General features: G+C 45.8%; 22 protein-coding genes. 2 read left to right on the top strand and 20 right to left on the bottom strand.

Translation table 11 applies throughout. From position 1 onward, the window contains the following. Positions 1–7: 7 nt before the first annotated feature. Both glgB and malQ read right to left on the bottom strand, forming a co-directional pair. Positions 8–2,200, bottom strand: a complete 2,193-nt coding sequence (glgB, locus tag H5336_RS05350; RefSeq protein ID WP_185232116.1) for a 1,4-alpha-glucan branching protein GlgB — start codon at positions 2,198–2,200, stop codon at positions 8–10. Between the two features lie 32 nt (positions 2,201–2,232). Beyond that, positions 2,233–4,458: a 4-alpha-glucanotransferase gene (gene malQ / locus H5336_RS05355; protein ID WP_185232117.1), complete on the bottom strand. Its 2,226-nt coding sequence runs from the start codon at positions 4,456–4,458 to the stop codon at positions 2,233–2,235. Between the two features lie 648 nt (positions 4,459–5,106). Between malQ and H5336_RS05360 the strand changes: the two genes are divergently transcribed. Together H5336_RS05360 and H5336_RS22895 are read left to right on the top strand one after the other, a co-directional pair. After that, complete coding sequence (locus H5336_RS05360) at positions 5,107–6,228, top strand: response regulator transcription factor (protein WP_185232119.1); 1,122 nt, start codon at positions 5,107–5,109, stop codon at positions 6,226–6,228. A gap of 1 nt (position 6,229) precedes the next feature. Beyond that, entirely contained in the window at positions 6,230–9,121 is a 2,892-nt protein-coding gene (locus tag H5336_RS22895; protein WP_185232121.1) for a response regulator, read from the top strand. Between the two features lie 71 nt (positions 9,122–9,192). Here H5336_RS22895 and rplQ read toward each other — a convergent pair whose 3' ends face one another. The 18 genes from rplQ to rpsQ all read right to left on the bottom strand — a co-directional run bounded on the left by rplQ (position 9,193) and on the right by rpsQ (position 18,380). Continuing rightward, positions 9,193–9,585: a 50S ribosomal protein L17 gene (rplQ, locus tag H5336_RS05370; RefSeq protein WP_185232122.1), complete on the bottom strand. Its 393-nt coding sequence runs from the start codon at positions 9,583–9,585 to the stop codon at positions 9,193–9,195. 72 nt (positions 9,586–9,657) lie between these two features. Beyond that, positions 9,658–10,647 carry a DNA-directed RNA polymerase subunit alpha gene (locus H5336_RS05375; RefSeq protein WP_185232124.1) on the bottom strand — a complete coding sequence of 330 codons (990 nt, stop codon included), beginning with the start codon at positions 10,645–10,647 and terminating at the stop codon, positions 9,658–9,660. A gap of 55 nt (positions 10,648–10,702) precedes the next feature. Next, on the bottom strand, positions 10,703–11,323 hold the full coding sequence (rpsD, locus tag H5336_RS05380; RefSeq protein ID WP_185232126.1) for a 30S ribosomal protein S4: 621 nt from the start codon (positions 11,321–11,323) through the stop codon (positions 10,703–10,705). A 12-nt stretch (positions 11,324–11,335) separates the two neighbouring features. After that, on the bottom strand, positions 11,336–11,731 hold the full coding sequence (rpsK, locus tag H5336_RS05385) for a 30S ribosomal protein S11 (protein WP_185232128.1): 396 nt from the start codon (positions 11,729–11,731) through the stop codon (positions 11,336–11,338). 44 nt (positions 11,732–11,775) lie between these two features. Continuing rightward, on the bottom strand, positions 11,776–12,132 hold the full coding sequence (gene rpsM / locus H5336_RS05390) for a 30S ribosomal protein S13 (RefSeq protein WP_185232130.1): 357 nt from the start codon (positions 12,130–12,132) through the stop codon (positions 11,776–11,778). 224 nt (positions 12,133–12,356) lie between these two features. Further along, a complete protein-coding gene (gene rpmJ, locus H5336_RS05395) occupies positions 12,357–12,473 on the bottom strand; it encodes a 50S ribosomal protein L36 (protein ID WP_086933165.1) in 117 nt (38 codons plus the stop codon). Between the two features lie 36 nt (positions 12,474–12,509). Continuing rightward, the gene (gene secY / locus H5336_RS05400) at positions 12,510–13,856 is read right to left on the bottom strand and encodes a preprotein translocase subunit SecY (RefSeq protein ID WP_185232132.1); all 1,347 of its coding nucleotides are present in this window, start codon (positions 13,854–13,856) and stop codon (positions 12,510–12,512) included. 33 nt (positions 13,857–13,889) lie between these two features. Continuing rightward, positions 13,890–14,324 (bottom strand): 50S ribosomal protein L15, encoded by a 435-nt coding sequence (gene rplO / locus H5336_RS05405; protein ID WP_185232134.1) that lies wholly within the window; start codon positions 14,322–14,324, stop codon positions 13,890–13,892. 1 nt (position 14,325) lies between these two features. Beyond that, positions 14,326–14,511, bottom strand: a complete 186-nt coding sequence (gene rpmD, locus H5336_RS05410) for a 50S ribosomal protein L30 (protein ID WP_185232136.1) — start codon at positions 14,509–14,511, stop codon at positions 14,326–14,328. Between the two features lie 30 nt (positions 14,512–14,541). Next, positions 14,542–15,057, bottom strand: coding sequence for a 30S ribosomal protein S5 (gene rpsE, locus H5336_RS05415; RefSeq protein WP_185232138.1), 516 nt, complete (start codon positions 15,055–15,057; stop codon positions 14,542–14,544). 10 nt (positions 15,058–15,067) lie between these two features. Continuing rightward, positions 15,068–15,418 (bottom strand): 50S ribosomal protein L18, encoded by a 351-nt coding sequence (gene rplR / locus H5336_RS05420; RefSeq protein ID WP_185232140.1) that lies wholly within the window; start codon positions 15,416–15,418, stop codon positions 15,068–15,070. Positions 15,419–15,453: 35 nt separating this feature from the next. Then, positions 15,454–15,987, bottom strand: coding sequence for a 50S ribosomal protein L6 (rplF, locus tag H5336_RS05425; protein ID WP_185232142.1), 534 nt, complete (start codon positions 15,985–15,987; stop codon positions 15,454–15,456). Positions 15,988–16,041: 54 nt separating this feature from the next. Then, a complete protein-coding gene (gene rpsH / locus H5336_RS05430) occupies positions 16,042–16,434 on the bottom strand; it encodes a 30S ribosomal protein S8 (protein WP_185232144.1) in 393 nt (130 codons plus the stop codon). A gap of 28 nt (positions 16,435–16,462) precedes the next feature. Next, positions 16,463–16,768, bottom strand: a complete 306-nt coding sequence (gene rpsN / locus H5336_RS05435) for a 30S ribosomal protein S14 (protein WP_185232146.1) — start codon at positions 16,766–16,768, stop codon at positions 16,463–16,465. A 7-nt stretch (positions 16,769–16,775) separates the two neighbouring features. Further along, complete coding sequence (gene rplE, locus H5336_RS05440; protein ID WP_185235648.1) at positions 16,776–17,321, bottom strand: 50S ribosomal protein L5; 546 nt, start codon at positions 17,319–17,321, stop codon at positions 16,776–16,778. 18 nt (positions 17,322–17,339) lie between these two features. Beyond that, positions 17,340–17,657 (bottom strand): 50S ribosomal protein L24, encoded by a 318-nt coding sequence (rplX, locus tag H5336_RS05445; protein WP_185232148.1) that lies wholly within the window; start codon positions 17,655–17,657, stop codon positions 17,340–17,342. Between the two features lie 32 nt (positions 17,658–17,689). After that, positions 17,690–18,058 (bottom strand): 50S ribosomal protein L14, encoded by a 369-nt coding sequence (gene rplN / locus H5336_RS05450; protein WP_185232150.1) that lies wholly within the window; start codon positions 18,056–18,058, stop codon positions 17,690–17,692. A gap of 55 nt (positions 18,059–18,113) precedes the next feature. After that, positions 18,114–18,380: a 30S ribosomal protein S17 gene (rpsQ, locus tag H5336_RS05455; protein ID WP_185232152.1), complete on the bottom strand. Its 267-nt coding sequence runs from the start codon at positions 18,378–18,380 to the stop codon at positions 18,114–18,116. Positions 18,381–18,391: the final 11 nt, after the last annotated feature.

Genomic DNA, 18,391 nt, shown 5'->3' on the forward strand with positions numbered 1-18,391 from the left:
ATAATTTTTATTCGCACATTAATATAACAGCCCCTAAAGGCGGCAAAGTTACTTGAATTGATTGATCCCGATAATGCCAAGGCACAGGCTCCGAACACTTAGGTTCGGGGTTTATCACGTTTTCGCCACCGTAATCAGATTTATCAGTATTTAAAACTTCACTGTAAACCCCCTGTTCACTAACGCCAACGCGGTAGTTTTCACGCACCACCGGTGTGAAATTACAAATAACGAGTACTTTGCTAGAAGCACTTTTTGCTTTGCGGTAAAAGGCAAACACGGAGTTGTGCCGATCATCGGCTTCCACCCACTCAAAACCTTGCTCTTCACCATCCGCTTCGTAAAGTGCAGGCGTTGATTTGTACAAGTGATTTAAATCGCGAACGAGTCTCTGTAACCCCTGATGCTCTGTGAGTGCTAGCTGGTGCCAGCACAAACTATTGTCATGATCCCATTCCGGGCCCTGGCCAAATTCACACCCCATAAATAATAGCTTTTTACCTGGATGCGCCCACATAAAGGTATAGTACGCGCGCATATTGGCAAATTTTTGCCAGGTATCACCAGGCATTCTCGTTAAAATTGAACCTTTACCGTGTACCACTTCATCGTGACTCAATGGCAAAATAAAATTTTCACTAAACGCGTAGTAAAGGCTGAACGTCATATCATGATGATGAAACTGACGATGCACCGGCTGCTTTGAGATGTAATCCAGGCTATCGTTCATCCAGCCCATATTCCACTTGAAGCCAAAACCGAGTCCTCCAAATTCAACCGGTTTAGATACGCCAGGCCAAGCAGTGGATTCTTCAGCTACCATCATCGCATCGGGAAAATTCTTATAGACCCGCACGTTTACATGCCGGAGAAAATCAATGGCTTCTAAATTTTCACGACCGCCGTAACAATTGGGTACCCATTCGCCGTCATTTCGACTGTAGTCTAGGTACAGCATCGAAGCCACCGCATCTACTCGTAAGCCATCGATATGAAACACATCCAGCCAAAAAAGGGCATTTGCCATGAGGTAATTGCTAACTTCTTTCCGGCCGTAATTGTATATAAAGGTATTCCAGTCTGGGTGAAATCCTTGCCTAGAATCCGCATGCTCGTACAGGGGAGTACCATCAAACTGGCCTAGCCCATGTTGATCCGTTGGGAAATGGCCCGGCACCCAGTCAATTAATACGGCAATTTCAGCCTGGTGACATTGGTCAACAAAATATTTGAAGTCATCGGGCGTACCATAACGACTAGTGGGCGCAAAAAGACCTATCGGTTGATACCCCCAGGAACCATCGAACGGGTATTCGCTTACCGGCATTAGCTGCAGATGCGTAAAACCCAGCTCTTTTACATACGGGATAAGCTGCTCCGCTAACTCCCGGTAACTGAGATATCGATTATTTTCCTCAGGAACACGCCGCCAGGAACCGAGATGAACTTCATATATTGATATAGGTTTATCGCACTTCGTGTACTGGTACTTGCGCTGGTTCCAGGTATCGTCCTTCCACTGGTAACGCCGGTTGTTGTAAACCTTGGAGGCCTGCTCCGGTGGATTCTGGGCGTAAAAACCGTAGGGGTCCGCTTTGTGCGGCAACAAACTACCGTCAGAAGCTTTCAGCTCAAATTTATAGTGTGCGCCTTCATCAACACCGGGAATAAAAATTTCCCATATACCGCTGGGTACGTGTTTACGCATTCCATGCTTTCGACCATCCCAAAAATTAAAGTCTCCAACAACCGATACACGTTTCGCATTCGGCGCCCAAACCGCAAAGCTACACCCGCCTACGCCATCGATAGTTTTTAATTGTGCGCCCATAAAGTTATAGGCATTCTCGTGCGTACCTTCACCAAATAGATATAAATCTTGCTCACCTAGCGTTGAAGCGAAACGATAGGGGTCTTCTTGCAGTAGCCACTGCCCCTGAAAGCAACCGTTAATCAAATACTTCGGCACACGCTCAGCCTTGAGTACCCCAGAAAAGAACCCGCCACCGTGTACTTTTGTGAGCTTAAGCAACAGCTTTTTTGAATCATAATCAAAAATTTCGGCATCTTCTGCTTCTGGTAGATACACTCGAAACGCCCACTGACCATCGTCTATTTCATGGCAGCCCAAGTAAGCAAATATATCCTCGCAATTGGAGTCAACGATAGACTGGATAACTTCAGTTGCTAGGGTGTCCATATAATTCCATTTCTCATGTTAATTGTTTTGGGTTAATGATTTCTACGAATAGAGTCTATAGCACTAAGCAGCTCAATCGTCGCGGCGGAATCAAATATATCTTCGATTGTACGATTCAGCTTTCGCTGCCAGTTTGGGTGTTCTTTAAACGTGCCGGGCACATTCACAGGATCTTCCATTAACAAAACATCCTCCAGCTGAATAACATACAATTTTGAAGCCACATTACTCACAGCAATCAATATTGCATAGATTAAACTATCGTCGGCGATTTGCTCTACATCAAGTGCTTGCCAGCTTTCTGGCAACAGCTTCTGGCCTGACAAAAAGTTAAACACCTCTTTCTTATCGCGGGCTCTCTGCTCTACCATGGAGGCGTAATCTACACCTTCTTCAAAAATATCGAGACGATCTCGAAGCACAAGGTCGCTACCATCCCACCAACTTTTCAATGTTGGCACGTCGTGATTGTTCACCATGGCTAGCGCATGCACATCGTAGTTCTCGGGATGCTTGAAGGTGCTGTAATTTTCTTTTTCAAAGTAAAAGACACGATTGCTGAAGATCCCGGCTGCTGAAATTGCTTGGCGAAATTCGTGTGGTACTACGCCCAAATCTTCACCGATAATAGCACAGCCATTTAGGTGGCTTTCGAGGCATAGAAGAGCCAGCATATCCTCAAAAGGGTAGTAAACGTATGCTCCATGATTGGCCGTCATACCTGGTGGACACCACCACAATCGCATCAAACTCATCGCATGATCGATACGCAGCGCACCACAATGTGACATATTTTCTTTCAGCACTTGAATAAAGTGCGCATATCCCGATGTACGCAGGTACGCTGGGTCCATGGGAGGCAACCCCCAATTTTGCCCCTGCTCCGCCAAGGGATCTGGCGGTGCCCCTATCGAGACACCGCGACAGAACTGCTGCGGGTTGGAGAACGCCTCAGCACCACCGCCATCGGCACCCACAGCAAGATCTCGTATTAGCCCTACACGCATACCGCTATCTTCTGCAAGCTTCTGGCATGCACCTAGCTGGCAATGGGCAACCCACTGCATATAGCAGTGAAACAAGACCGGTTCGTGATACTTCCCCAAAGCCGCTTTATAGCTAGCTGAATCGGGTTCGGCCGACAACACCTGATCATCAATATCGGCAAAAAAGTGCGCTTGCTGCCAGCGGTTTCGTGCTGTTTCATAAAGCGCATACTGCTGTAAGGCAATCCCACCTTCATTTAGAAACGCTAAAAATGCCGCTTCACGCTCGCTACCGCTATCCAGCTCTTCGCTACAAAAATGTCTGTACATCGCTTCAAAAACTGGATACTTCAAGTCTTTAACCGCCGTGTAATCTACCAATGATTTTTCACGGAGCGATGTTAGCGCCTTCAACCGAGACTCCACCGCTATTTCGGTGTGCAGGCTAGCGGCGCGAATATAATCTTGTTCTGAAACAGGGTCTATGTATAACGCGTTAATAAATCGACGGTCGGATGGGCTGTAGGGGCTGTTATAGGTTTCTACATCGGGCAATAGCGCATGCACAGGATTAAGCCCAATAAGATCGGCCCCCATTGCCGCTGACTTTCTTATAAGCAATTGTAAATCACTGAAATCACCTATACCCCAATCACTTTCTGTTCGAAGCGTGTACAACTGAACTATAAAACCCCAAGGCTTGGCTTTATCCTGCCAAGCGGGCTGAAACACAGTATGCGGCGCCACGGCCAATGTAGATTCAATGGAGACTATATTCCGGGGGTCAATGTACCCATTAATAACAGGGAATGGGTTTTCATCGAAAATTATTGTCAATTGATAGTAGCCCGGCGTAACGATGTGGGTTGAAACCCGTCGACGAGAAAAACGCTCACCTTCAAAAATATAATCGCCTACTTCTGGGGCCCCCTCGGGTACAAGCGCACCACTATCGACTACCTCTCCCTTAGCATTTTGCAGCTCCCAGCCCATGTGCCGAGCTAACCGAGCCGGATGGAGATTGATGTAAAAATGAGCGGTTTCTCCCGCAGATATTCTGCAGGTCTGCATGGGAGGGAAAAAATGCCGCCAAGGCTCTACGTCAAGCTCGTTAGCCGCCAAAGCAACAGCTTCAGGGCTGGAAACATCTACATGCATCGCTTCCAATAGCGTCAACCTATTTTCAATTGGAACCCTGACTGACTCACCCCTGTAATTCTGGTATTCCTCAGCAATTCCGCGCCAATACATCAGCCGATCAAGATCGCTCATAGTGTTTCCATAAATTTACAAATAACATTTACACCTGCAAACAAACTGCCAGTTGTTTGAAATTACGCCATACAATTGACATTCATGCACAATATGGGAAACATGTTGTGCATGAATGGACACGATTCAAATGATTAATTCAATTGCTCTAGCTCTAAAGAACCTTTGAGTAAGACACGGGACGGCTTTGTATCACGTTTTATTAGGTATCACTTCCTAAATCATAGCCCGAATTCGTGCACTATTCTTTACCACACCCAGATTTTTTCTTACGTACTTCTATTTAGGTTAAAGCACGAGCAACATCAGAGCTTTAAGCGACAGTATTGTCTAGAAAACCAGCTCAACACCATCATTGGCCCCTTCCTGCCGGGTTGATTTCAATGCCACAACATTCACCAAAAAACCCACCATGCATATGGCGCTTAAACGCAGTGTTTCTCACTTTTCGTTTACCCTAGGAAAATCAAACTGGGCCAAGATACAACCACGCGCCAAATTCATTTACGAGTGAATAATTACGCTCGATTAAACTACAGCATATCGCACATTTAAACGATTAGCGTGCCATTCGTACACCCGCCCCCATAAATGAAGTCTATAATTTTTTACAGGCACTAAGACCCACGTAAGAATCAGCGAGGCTTCATGACCAATCATGGCAGTAAACCCACTATTCTTATCGTCGACGATGAAGAAATCGCACTTGAGTTGATCCAGACGATACTTACACCTACATACGATACACACTGTGCAATGACCGCAGCACAATGCCTTGACCAATTTAGGCAACACCCTATAGATATTGTGTTACTGGACGTTAACCTTCCGGACATTAGCGGGCTTGAACTCTGCAAACAGCTGTTAGCCACATCACCGAAAATACCCGTAGTGTTTATATCCGCACTCGATACCGATGACGAGCGAATGGCCGGTTTTGATGCTGGCGCCTACGACTACATTGTTAAGCCCGTTAACCCGACTGAATTACTCGCGAAAATTGCGTTTATCATCGATCAAAAATCTAAGACCAGCCAACTCGCCCAACAAAATATAGAACTCAACAGCGCCGTAATGAATTCCATTATGAGCGCTGGCGAGCTCGGGCTGGTAATTCAATATGCCATTGCTGTGCTAGACATATTTGACCATAGCCGTCTAGCCCGCGAACTCACAAGTACACTTAAGCAGCTTTCGGTGGAAGATGCCGTGGCTTTTATTGAATCGGACCAACAAGACATCTTCCTAGGCAGTGAAGGTGACTGCACGCCTATGGAAGTCCATATTGTGGCAATGCTGCGCGAAAAAGGCCGAATTGTATCGATTGACCAGAAAATTCAAGTTAATGAAAAAAGAGCAAGCCTATTAATTAAGCAACTCACCAACGATCCAATGTTACGCGGCAGAATATTAGACCACGTACCACTCCTACTTCAGATCACTAGCAAGCGTGCAGAGAACATTGATACCGCTAATCAATTGATTGAACGCGACAAACTGTTTGAAATAATCACTGAAACAGCAGACAGCCTAAGGCACGCCGAATCCAACATTCGCTCACATATTTGCGAAATTGTCGGAATAGCCGACCGTGAATTTGACAGTATTATTCAAGACATAAACCACATGATGCTAGACGAAGAACATGAAACAATGTTAATCGGCTCACTAAAAAATGCTGAAAAAAAGGCCAACCACTCGGCTGATGAAGCGCTTGCTGTGTGCTCAAGATTCGGCGAAATCATATTAAAACTTAAAAAGCTTATCTAATGTGAATCCAAACACGCTTGAAAAAACGCTGCAAATATCAGCTGCAACGATTCTTGCTATTGCAGCCTTTTTTCTCGTCGAATATACACTTAGTCGCTACTACCTGATCCCTCAATACGAAAATATCGACGACGAACTTTCCAATCGCGAATACGAACTGATCCACCAAGCGATTAATATTCAGTTGACAAGTCTAGAGACTTTTGCCCGTTATTGGATTGCCTCCGAATACGCAAAACCTAGACTACAAAACCAGCCCACGGATAATCTAGGCGCATATTTTAACTGGAAAGATATACACGGTAACGTAAATGCAGACTTTATTTCATTCTACTCCGGCGACAAAATGCCCTTGTGGCACGCCAATCACAACCATCACACCGACACCACTACTATAACCACAAAAGCCACTGCGTACAGCACGGCATTTACAGATATTCTAAATTCTATACGCGAAGGGACGCCGCAAACCGGATTGGTGGAGACGGCTTCTGGCATTATCGCAATAACTACACATCCAGTATCCGCCATAACTTCCACGCCCTCATCAACACCAGGCTTTATTGTCATAGGCCTCGACATTAACTCAAAACTAACCGATAGCTTTGGGCAACAAACGGGAAATCCCTTCCTGATTACGAACAAAATACAAAATAATGTGAATCGTGGACTCCCAACCAAAGCAATCAGTAAACAGCTGTCCGCAGGCCTTATCAATCAGTCAGTATTTCTTACAGTATTTACTGAAGGCAAGCTACTTGAGCACGCAAAAAAATTAGCTAAATGGATGTCACTCGCGCTTATAACGTTTGTCTTCCTATTCGTTTTCACCATCTACTTCTTTGTTCACACGAGATTAACCACACTAAGTCTTGTCAATTTTAGAGCCACGAAACTTGTAGAAAAACGAACATCACAGCTCAAACGACAAACAGAAAAATCTAAACTCGCCACCGCTAGAGAAAAGCAGGCCAACAAAAGTAAAAGTCTTTTTCTAGCCAACATGAGTCATGAAATACGTACGCCAATGAACGCGATACTTAACCTAAGCCAGCTCTGTCTAGAAACGAATTTGTCAGAAAGCCAACAAGACTACATACTAAAAATTCGTCGTTCGACGTCATTACTTCTGAATATTGTCAACGACATATTAGATTTCTCGAAAATTGAATCCGGTAAACTAACGATCGTAGATCATGACTTCTATTTAGATGATGTGTTCCGGCAGATCGCATTGCTCGATGTTGTGAGAAAAGAGCACAACGACGTGGAATTGATTTTTGAGTCACAGCCAGACGTACCCCAACACCTTTTTGGTGACAACCTAAGGCTAATACAAATACTTAATAATATCGTAGGAAATGCGCTTAAGTTTACTGAAAGCGGCTATATACATTTACTCATTTCTCGCTCCAAAGAAAAAACCGACAACGAAAATCAAAAAATATGGTTGGATATTACGATAACCGATACCGGTATTGGTATCCCCCAAGAAGTGATTGATAAACTTTTCAATGTCTTTACACAAGCAGACGCTGACACCACACGTAAATACGGTGGCTCTGGGCTAGGGCTGGTTATCTGCAAAGAACTATGTAAGCTAATGCTAGGGGAAATAAATTTAACTAGCAATTTTGGCAGCGGTACTATAGTAAAAATTGAACTTCCCTTTGAGCTAGCCCAATGCTCCTCTCTACGTAAGATCCCAGAGCTTAGCGCCACCAATGTATTTGTGGTTTCACCGAACGAAAAATTATTGAATGCAACGCTAAATATTCTCAGAGCAAATACTATGAACGCCGACGGCTATAGTCTAGTAAATCCGTTTCCGGCAACCAATGAAAATACGACTTTATTGATCATTGATGAACACATTGACCACCAACAATTCGAAAACTGGCACCACTCACTAACGGCAATTCAGCTACAAAATCTAAGTTTATATTGGTTAAACTCTAACGGCCGAGTTCAGGAAAGCATTGGTCGCTTAGTAAACGGTACGATCCGCCGACCCTTCTATTTTGGCCGCTTACTTGAGAGCCTCGATTACCAATCCGGGGTGAAAACACCTTCATTATTGACACTGCCTGAGCCACTAGCTACACAGCTTTCAACACTTAATATCCTGGTTGTTGATGACGATGAGATAAATGTACAAATCGTCGAAGAATTAGTTGGCTACAAGTGTAAAACGTTTCACACCGCAAATAACGGCCTAGAAGCTCTACTACAGGTCGATGCCCATACCATCGACCTAGTACTTATGGATATTCAAATGCCCGTTATGGACGGTATTGAAGCTACTAGAATGATACGAGTGAATAGGCACTGCGCGAATACAATTATTATCGCGCTTACCGCTTCGGCAATGCCAGAAGACAGAGAGGCTGCAATAAGTACAGGCATGAATGACTTCGTATCAAAACCCATTGACCCCCAACGCTTTTTTCAAACTTTATCGAAGTGGGTGAATGAAGGGACTAAAAATATAGCTAATAGTACACCGACTAAAGAGGCGTCGAGTATCGGCGTGAATGATGAACTAGGCGTGTTAAATGTTCAGCAGGGGCTAAAGAACTGTATGGACAACAATAAACTCTATCAAAGCCTGCTAAAGAAGTTTGTTATACGCTGCCAAGAGCTTGTTCGCGAATTCGATATCGCCATAAATGATCGGGCAATTGACGATGCAAGTAGACGGCTACACGCACTCAAAGGACTATCCGGAACCGTTGGCGCCGTTCTATTGACAGCAAATGCGGTAAAGTTAGAAGAAACGCTAAAACGGGGAGCCCTACCGGAATCCAACGAATTAAGCGGTTTTAAGCAGTCCGTAAAAGATACCGTAGATATGATCTGTGATCTTTTAGGTATTCAAAACCCGCCGATATAAAAAAACGCCGACAGTGTCGGCGTCATTTGTTTAGAAACGCGTGAGCCAAGCTCATCGTAATCCTAAAAGACCTATTCGGCGTCTTGCTCGGCAGGTGCTTCAGCCCGGGGGCGATCTACCAATTCCACGTAAGCCATAGGCGCTTTATCACCCGTGCGGTATCCACACTTTAAAATCCGCAGGTAGCCACCAGGACGAGCTTCGTAACGAGGGCCAACCTCATTAAAGAGCTTACCTACAATCTCCTTGTTACGAAGGCGATCGAAAGCCAAACGACGGTTCGCAACGCTGTCTACTTTTGAAAGAGTAATCAGCGGCTCTGCATAACGGCGCAGCTCTTTGGCCTTTGGCAAGGTTGTTTTAATTAATTCGTGCTCTACCAAGGAACTAACCATATTACGGAACATGGCTTTACGGTGAGAACTGTTTCTATTTAACTGACGTCCACTATGACGATGACGCATGACTCTAACCCTTCACCTGATTGCTATCGCAGCAAGTCAATTTTGTTCAAGAGCGGATAAATCCGCTCAACATTAATCGGTGTTTTTCAAGCTGGCTGGTGGCCAGTTTTCCAAACGCATCCCCAATGATAAACCGCGAGAAGCAAGAATATCTTTAATCTCAGTAAGTGATTTCTTACCCAGATTTGGGGTCTTCAACAACTCGACCTCGGTGCGCTGTATCAGGTCACCGATGTAGTATATATTTTCGGCTTTCAAGCAGTTGGCAGAACGAACTGTAAGTTCCAGATCATCGACCGGACGCAGAAGTACTGGATCAATTTGATCCTCTTTCTGTTCGGGCTCAACTTCCTTTTCGCCTTCAAGGTCTACAAACACAGCTAGCTGCTGCTGTAATATAGTAGCAGCTCGACGTATAGCCTCTTCTGGATCTATCGTACCATTGGTTTCAAGATCCAACACAAGTTTGTCGAGGTCAGTTCGCTGTTCAACTCGAGCACTTTCTACGGTATAGGCCAATCGGCGAACAGGACTATAGGAAGCATCTAGTGGCAACCGGCCAATCGCTCGCGTTTCGTCTTCATCAGACTGGCGTGCATCAACAGGCTGATATCCACGACCGCGAGAGACAACCAAACGCATATCCAAAGTTACGTCAGCGCTAATATTAGCAATAACGAGGTCTGGATTTGCGATCTCTACTTCGTGATCGAGCTGGATATCACCAGCGGTAACCACACCGGGCCCCTGCTTGGTAAGAACCAGGGTTGCCTGGTCTTTACCATGCATAACAACAGCAACGTTTTTTAAGTTCAGCAAGATTTCAATTACATCTTCCTGAACACCCTCTATTGCACTGTATTCGTGCTGTACACCAGCAATTTCTACCTCGGTTACTGCACAACCAGGCATGGACGACAATAAGATACGACGCAATGCGTTACCCAGAGTATGCCCAAAACCACGTTCGAGGGGCTCTAACACCACTTTTGCGCGAGTTGGAGCTAATTCTGTTACGTCGATGTGACGAGGTGTCAAAAATTCGTTAACCGCACTCTGCATATAAGCACCTGTATGTGATTGTGATCCCTAATAGTTAAACCTTGTTGACGAAACTTTACTTAGAGTAAAGCTCGACGATAAGGTTTTCATTGATATCGGCTGACAAATCGGCTCTATCGGGAACGCGCTTGTAAGTGCCTTCCTTATTATCAGAGTTGACGTCAACCCACTCAATGTCAGGACGCTGGGAAGCAATACCCATTGCGTTCTGAATGCGCAGTTGGTTCTTTGACTTTTCGCGAACAGAAACCACATCTCCAACCTGTACTTGGTAGGAAGGGATATTCAAGGTTTTGCCGTTCACTAAAATAGATTTGTGCGATACCAGCTGGCGAGACTCTGCGCGTGTAGAGCCGAAGCCCATGCGGTAAACCACGTTATCCAACCGACCCTCAAGGAGCTTCAACAGGTTTTCGCCCGTTGCACCTTTTCGGCGTGCAGCTTCTTTGTAGTAACTGCGAAACTGTTTTTCAAGAACACCGTATGTACGACGAACTTTCTGTTTTTCACGTAGCTGGACACCGTAATCAGATAATCGACCACGACGAACACCGTGCATACCGGGTGGATTCTCAGCTTTACACTTAGAATCGAGCGGTCTTACGCCACTTTTCAGGAACAGATCAGTTCCTTCACGGCGAGATAATTTACAAGTAGGACCTATATAACGTGCCACTTTCGTTCCTCCTTATACTCGACGCTTTTTGGGTGGGCGACAGCCGTTGTGTGGAATCGGCGTGACATCAGTAATGTTGGTAATTTTATAACCAACGTTATTTAAGGCGCGAACAGCTGATTCGCGACCGGGCCCAGGGCCCTTAACTTCTACATCGAGATTCTTCAAACCGTACTCCTGAGCGGCTTGACCTGCGCGCTCTGCTGCAACCTGAGCTGCAAACGGTGTACTTTTACGAGAACCGCGAAAACCTGAACCACCCGAGGTAGCCCAAGAAAGAGTATTACCCTGACGATCAGTGATCGTCACGATAGTGTTATTAAAAGAGGCATGAATATGCGCTATACCATCGACGACGGTCTTTTTGACCTTCTTCTTCGTCGAGCTTTTACCACCTGGCTTCGCCATAGTAAAATTTCCCAAACTGATAAGTTAGAGTTAAAACCTGAAGCTTACTTCTTGATTGGCTTTCGGGGACCTTTTCGTGTGCGGGCGTTAGTTTTACTACGCTGACCTCGCACAGGAAGGTTACGACGATGGCGCAAACCACGGTAACACCCCAAATCCATCAATCGCTTGATGTTCATTGAGACCTCACGACGTAGATCACCTTCCACGGAAAGCTTTGCAACTTCACCACGGACAGCATCCATCTGCTCTTCGTTCAACTCACCAACCTTCGTTGATTCATCGATACTGGTTGCCGCACAAATTTCTTTGGCTTTAGTTTTACCAATTCCGTACACGTAAGTGAGGGAAATAACGGCATGTTTATGGTCTGGTATATTGACACCAGCTATACGAGCCATTCAACTTACTCCAACTTGATAAGATATACAGTGTTAACAGCGGTAATCACCACCTGGCACCGCGAAGGGCGCGAAGGATAGCGACAAAACCACAAAAAAGCAATAGCGCAGCTGTTTCCAACTGCGCGACAGTTAACACCTCCGATTTATCAGGGCTTGATACCCCGAATGGTTTTACCTACATCGCCTAAACCGGCTTAGATAACACCTAACCTTAAAGAATATTAGCCTTGACGTTGCTTATGGCGAGGCTCTGCACTGCAGATAACGCGGACAACGCCTTTACGTCGAACCACTTTGCAGTTACGACATACTTTCTTGACTGAAGCACGAACTTTCATCTTAAACTACTCCAAATAACCTGAACTGATATTCGCTTAGCGACTACCACGCCCATAACTCTGTAAATTTGCTTTCTTCATTACTGAGTCGTACTGGTGGGACATCAGATGAGACTGAACCTGAGACATGAAATCCATCACCACAACTACAACAATCAATAACGACGTCCCACCTAGGTAGAATGGAACATTAGCAGACACCATCAAGAACTGAGGCAACAAGGCCACTCCTGCAATATATATGGAGCCAACTACGGTCAAGCGGGTCAATACGTTGTCTATATACTTAGCAGATTGTTCACCTGGGCGAATACCTGGAATATAGGCGCCACCACGCTTCAGGTTGTCAGCAACCTCCTTTGGGTTGTACATCATCGCCGTGTAAACAAAACAAAACACAATGATTAAGGTACCAAACAACACAAAGTTTAATGGCTGACCAGGACCAATAGCCAAAGCAATTTCCTGTAGTATTTCTGCAGACTTACCTTCGCTCGCACTACCGAACCACTGAGCAATAGACGAAGGAAACAACAACAAACTACTGGCAAAGATGACCGGAATTACACCCGCCATATTAATTTTCAAAGGCAAGTGACTTGTTTGAGCAGGGCCCTGCCCCCCTCTACCACCAGCCTGACGTCGAGCGTACTGAATAGTGATGCGGCGCTGCCCACGCTCCATGCGCACAACAAACCACACGATAGCTACAGCGGCTAGCAACAAAAACAATAGCATTAGCGGGTGTAAATCACCCTGACGTGCACTTTCAAAAGCTTGACCAACGGCGCCCGGCATACCGGCAACAATACCGGCGAAAATCAGCATTGAAATACCGTTGCCAATACCGCGCTCAGTAATTTGCTCACCTAGCCACATCATGAACACAGTACCCGTCACAAGAGAGGCGACTGCAATCACAAAAAAGCTGATGGAAGACATGCCTGCGTAGGCCATGCCTTGCCCCGCCATACCCGCCACCATGACAAAGGCCTGAACGGTCGCCAAGGCAACAGTCAAGTAACGAGTGTACTGGCTGATCTTACGACGCCCAGACTCACCTTCTTTCTTTAGCGCTTCAAGCGAAGGCGTAACCGCACTCATCATCTGCATAATAATCGATGCGGAGATGTAAGGAATAATCCCGAGAGCAAGGATACTCATGCGCTCCATGGCACCACCAGAGAACATATTAAACATTCCCAGTATCGTGCCTTGATTTTGGTTGAACAGTTTTGCCACCTGTTCTGGGTCAATTCCTGGAACCGGAATATGTGTTCCGAGACGATAAATAACAATCGCCAAAAACAAAAATTTTAGGCGAACCCATAGTTCACCTAAACCTTTCTGATTTCCCAGAGGCATATTACCTGGAGTTGCCATCTATTCCCCTCTCAACCTGATATATAAGGTCGTTTATTCTTCTATTTTTCCGCCAGCAGCTTCAATGGCTGCCTTGGCGCCTTTGGTCACAGCGAGACCTTTTAGGGTAACAGCTTTCTTTAGTTCACCCGAGAGGAAGACCTTTGCACGCTTAACATTACGGCCGATCAAATCAGCGTTTTGTAGTGCTTCAATGTCAATCACATCGGCTTCAACTTTATTTAGCTCGGCCAAACGAATCTCTGCTGAAACACGGCCCACGCGACTGGTAAAACCAAACTTAGGCAAGCGCTTCTGCAATGGCATCTGGCCGCCCTCGAAACCAGGCTTTACGCTACCACCCGAACGAGCTTTCAACCCTTTATGGCCGCGGCCCGCAGTTTTACCTGTGCCACTACCAATACCACGACCTACACGTTTTTTATTGGTGGTACTACCAGGAGCAGGACTTAAAGTATTTAAACGCATCTTACTCTCCTTCCACCTTAACCATGTAATTAACTTTGTTTATCATACCGCGTACAGAAGGTGTATCTTCTACTTCCACAGTATGACGAATACGACGCAAACCCAAACCGCGCACGCACGCTTTATGTGCTTCGAGGCGACCGCTTGAACTCTTAATTTGAGTAACTTTTACCGTCTTCTTAGCCATGATCTTTTTTACCTAAAATCGGCGTTTTAATTAGTTCAGAATGTCTTCAACAGACTTGCCACGCTTAGCTGCAACCGAATCCGGCGAAGCCATAGCACGAAGCGCTTCAAAAGTAGCGCGAACGACGTTTACAGGATTAGTAGAGCCATAACATTTGGCCAATACGTTCTGTACGCCAGCAATTTCTAGAACAGCACGCATTGCACCACCGGCAATTACACCCGTACCTTGTGAGGCAGGTTGCATATAAACTTTAGAAGCACCGTGGCGACCGCGAGTTGGGTATTGAATAGTATCTCCATTCAATTCAACTTGGATCATATTGCGACGAGCCGCTTCCATAGCTTTTTGGATAGCGATAGGCACTTCACGAGCCTTACCACGACCGAAGCCTACTTTACCATTACCGTCACCGACAACTGTCAAGGCGGTAAAACCGAAAATCCGACCACCTTTAACTGTTTTCGCTACACGGTTAACTTGAACCAGTTTTTCCTGCAAGCCTTCGGCATTGCTATCTTCACGTTTGTTGTTTTGCTGCGACATAATTCAACCTTTAGAATTCCAATCCGCCTTCTCGAGCAGCATCCGCCAACGCCTTCACTCGACCGTGAAATTTAAAACCGCTTCGATCAAACGCAACCTTAGTTACGCCCGCGGCCTTCGCGCGCTCAGCGATTAGTTTACCAACTTCAATAGCAGCATCGGCGTTACCGGTTTTACCACCACGTAAATCTTTATCTAATGTTGAAGCCGTCGCTAGAACCTTATCACCTTCTGCAGCGATAATTTGCGCATAAATATGGCGCGGGGTTCGGTTAACGCAAAGGCGAACTTCACGCAGCTCACGGATCTTTGAGCGAGACCGGGTAGCACGACGTATCCTGGATTGCTTCTTAGCGTTCATATTCAAAACCTACTCTTAGTTAGTCGTTTTACGACTTACTTCTTCTTAGCTTCTTTACGACGTACATATTCATCAGCATAACGAACACCTTTACCTTTATAGGGCTCCGGCGGACGGAATGCACGAATTTCACTTGCAACCTGACCTAGCAGTTGCTTGTCTGCACTCTTGAGGACAATTTCAGTTTGAGACGGTGTCTCAGCAGAAACACCTTCTGGCAAATCGTAATCAATCGGATGCGAGAAACCTAGGGTCAAATTTAGAGTTTTGCCCGAAGCTTTCGCACGATAACCAACACCGTTTAAAACCAACTTCTTTTCAAAGCCGTCGCTCACACCAGTAACCATATTGTTTACTAAGGCGCGCATAGTACCAGCCAGTGCACGAGAGCCCTTGGCTCCATCACGAGCGGCAAACGAGAGTACGTTATCTTCTAATTTTACTTCCACAGCAGTGTGGATTTGCAGATCCAGTGTACCTTTGCCACCCTTTACGGTGAGGTCACTACCATTCTGCTTAACCTCAACACCCTTGGGTAGTTGAACTGGACTGTTAGCAACACGTGACATATTGGTTACCCGTCTAATCTTATTCCGTTAAAAGCTCGCTCTTAATGAGGTCGCTTAGAACACCGTACAAATAATTTCACCACCAACACCGGCTGCACGGGCAGCACGATCGGTCATAACACCTTGACTGGTGGAAACAATGGCGATACCTAAACCACCCCGAACGGATGGAAGTTCACCCTTTCCAACGTAAGAACGCAGGCCGGGACGACTAATACGGTCGAGCTCGGCTATTACGGGCTTACCTTCAAAATACTTTAACTCGATATTTAGCTCAGCCTTAACGTCATCGGTGACGGCGAACTCGGCAATATAGCCTTCGCTTTTCAGCACGCCTGCAATGCTCTTCTTCAACTTGGAAGCAGGCATGGAAACGGAAGTCTTGCCAACCATCTGCGCATTACGAATGCGAGTGAGCATATCGGCGATAGGGTCTTGCATACTCATAAAATTCTGCTCCTACTAGTAACCGGGATTACCAGCTTGCTTTAACGAGGCCAGGCACGTCGCCACGCATTGCAGCTTCACGCAATTTGTTACGACATAAACCAAACTTGCGGTAAACCGCGTGCGGACGGCCAGTCACTCGACAACGAAGCTGACCACGAACGGGACTGCTATCGCGAGGTAATTTTTGCAACTTAATCATCGCGCCCCAAACCTCGTCATCGGTAGATTCAGTGCTCTTGATAATTGCTTTTAAAGCATCGCGTTTGGCGGCGAACTTTTCTACTGCCTTTGTGCGCTTAGCTTCGCGGGCGATCATTGATTTCTTTGCCATCGTTCAATCAACTCCTAGCCTTGAACGGGAAGTTAAATGCTTTTAACAAAGCACGCCCTTCTTCGTTTGTACGAGCGGTCGTGGAAATACAAATATCCAATCCACGAAGTTTATCTATCTTGTCGTATTCAATTTCAGGAAAAATGATCTGCTCATTTACGCCCATTGAAAAGTTTCCGCGCCCATCAAACTGCTTCGGACTGATACCACGGAAATCGCGTACGCGCGGAATTGCAATACTGATCAGACGATCAAGGAATTCGTACATACGTTCTTGACGTAAAGTAACCTTACAACCTACAGGCCAATCTTCACGCACCTTAAAACCAGCAATGGATCTACGCGCCTTGGTTACAACAACCTTTTGACCGGCTATTTTTTCCAGGTCAGCAACAGCGTGTTCCAATACCTTTTTATCTCCAATTGCCTCACCCACTCCCATATTCAGAGTGATTTTGGTGATGCGTGGAATTTCCATTACATTACCCAACCCCAACTCTTCTTTGAGCTTTGGAGCGATCTCGTCTCGATAAATTTCTTTCAGCCTGGCCATCTTATTCACTCAGTCCGCTTATGCGTCTATAGCTTCGCCGTTGGATTTGAAAACACGAATCTTGTTTCCATCTTCCAACACTTTAAATCCTACGCGATCCGCTTTTTGCGTGCTCGGATTGTAAATTGCAACATTTGAAATCTGAATCGGAGCTTCTTTCTCAACAATCCCACCAGGCACATTCAGCTGGGGGTTTGGCTTCTGATGTTTTTTAATCATCTGCACGCCGGAGACAATGATTCGATTATCAAGCAGTACACGGTTTACTTTACCGCGCTTACCTTTATCACGACCGGTGATTACCACCACTTCGTCATTACATTTGATCTTGCGCATAACCTAATTCCTCTTGACCTCGCAGCCGCCGATTAAAGTACTTCGGGAGCCAGAGATATAATCTTCATAAACTTTTCGCCACGCAGCTCGCGGGTTACTGGTCCGAAGATACGTGTACCTACAGGGGCTTCCTGCTGGTTCAGCAAAACAGCAGCATTATCGTCGAAGCGAATAATGGAACCGTCTGGGCGGCGAACGCCTTTCTTGGTGCGAACCACAACAGCTTTCATCACCTGACCCTTCTTTACTTTACCGCGAGGAATCGCTTCTTTAACGGTAACTTTAATTACATCGCCAACTCTTGCGTAGCGACGATGTGAGCCGCCTAACACTTTGATACACATCACTCGACGAGCACCGCTGTTATCAGCTACATCCAAATAACTTTCTGTTTGAATCATCGTCTATCTCCAAAACCCTGTGACCGAAACACAATGCCGGTCAGCGGCGATTCACTTAAATACTGGTTGCCCGCTCTTCGATTTTAACCAGAGTCCATGACTTGGTTTTCGAAAGAGGACGAGACTCGGCGATCGTTACTGTATCGCCCTGAGTACAACTGTTGTCTTCGTCGTGAGCTTTAATCTTTGTAGATTTACTCATGTACTTACCGTACACAGGGTGCTTCACACGACGCTCGATCAAAACAACGATCGACTTATCCATTTTGTCGCTAACAACCTTACCGGTTAACGTACGTACCAACTTTTCTGCTTCAGCCATTGCTTTTACCT

Origin of the sequence: Teredinibacter franksiae (assembly GCF_014218805.1) — a bacterium.
In the GTDB taxonomy this organism is placed as follows: Bacteria; Pseudomonadota; Gammaproteobacteria; order Pseudomonadales; family Cellvibrionaceae; genus Teredinibacter; species Teredinibacter franksiae.

Excerpts from the sequence above, each read along its gene's own strand:
- glgB (WP_185232116.1), bottom strand. The coding sequence starts at position 2,200 with ATGGACACCCTAGCAACTGAAGTTATCCAGTCTATCGTTGACTCCAAT.
- rpsH (WP_185232144.1), bottom strand. The coding sequence starts at position 16,434 with ATGAGTATGCAAGACCCTATCGCCGATATGCTCACTCGCATTCGTAAT.
- secY (WP_185232132.1), bottom strand. The coding sequence starts at position 13,856 with ATGGCAACTCCAGGTAATATGCCTCTGGGAAATCAGAAAGGTTTAGGT.
- rplF (WP_185232142.1), bottom strand. The coding sequence starts at position 15,987 with ATGTCACGTGTTGCTAACAGTCCAGTTCAACTACCCAAGGGTGTTGAG.
- malQ (WP_185232117.1), bottom strand. The coding sequence starts at position 4,458 with ATGAGCGATCTTGATCGGCTGATGTATTGGCGCGGAATTGCTGAGGAA.
- H5336_RS05360 (WP_185232119.1), top strand. The coding sequence starts at position 5,107 with ATGACCAATCATGGCAGTAAACCCACTATTCTTATCGTCGACGATGAA.
- rpsM (WP_185232130.1), bottom strand. The coding sequence starts at position 12,132 with ATGGCTCGTATAGCTGGTGTCAATATACCAGACCATAAACATGCCGTT.
- rplR (WP_185232140.1), bottom strand. The coding sequence starts at position 15,418 with ATGAACGCTAAGAAGCAATCCAGGATACGTCGTGCTACCCGGTCTCGC.
- rpsN (WP_185232146.1), bottom strand. The coding sequence starts at position 16,768 with ATGGCAAAGAAATCAATGATCGCCCGCGAAGCTAAGCGCACAAAGGCA.
- rplE (WP_185235648.1), bottom strand. The coding sequence starts at position 17,321 with ATGGCCAGGCTGAAAGAAATTTATCGAGACGAGATCGCTCCAAAGCTC.
- H5336_RS05375 (WP_185232124.1), bottom strand. The coding sequence starts at position 10,647 with ATGCAGAGTGCGGTTAACGAATTTTTGACACCTCGTCACATCGACGTA.
- rpsK (WP_185232128.1), bottom strand. The coding sequence starts at position 11,731 with ATGGCGAAGCCAGGTGGTAAAAGCTCGACGAAGAAGAAGGTCAAAAAG.
- rpsE (WP_185232138.1), bottom strand. The coding sequence starts at position 15,057 with ATGTCGCAGCAAAACAACAAACGTGAAGATAGCAATGCCGAAGGCTTG.
- rplQ (WP_185232122.1), bottom strand. The coding sequence starts at position 9,585 with ATGCGTCATCGTCATAGTGGACGTCAGTTAAATAGAAACAGTTCTCAC.
- rpsQ (WP_185232152.1), bottom strand. The coding sequence starts at position 18,380 with ATGGCTGAAGCAGAAAAGTTGGTACGTACGTTAACCGGTAAGGTTGTT.
- rplX (WP_185232148.1), bottom strand. The coding sequence starts at position 17,657 with ATGCGCAAGATCAAATGTAATGACGAAGTGGTGGTAATCACCGGTCGT.
- rplN (WP_185232150.1), bottom strand. The coding sequence starts at position 18,058 with ATGATTCAAACAGAAAGTTATTTGGATGTAGCTGATAACAGCGGTGCT.
- rpmJ (WP_086933165.1), bottom strand. The coding sequence starts at position 12,473 with ATGAAAGTTCGTGCTTCAGTCAAGAAAGTATGTCGTAACTGCAAAGTG.
- rpmD (WP_185232136.1), bottom strand. The coding sequence starts at position 14,511 with ATGGCTAAGAAGACGGTAAAAGTTACTCAAATTAAGAGTTCAAGCGGT.
- rplO (WP_185232134.1), bottom strand. The coding sequence starts at position 14,324 with ATGCGTTTAAATACTTTAAGTCCTGCTCCTGGTAGTACCACCAATAAA.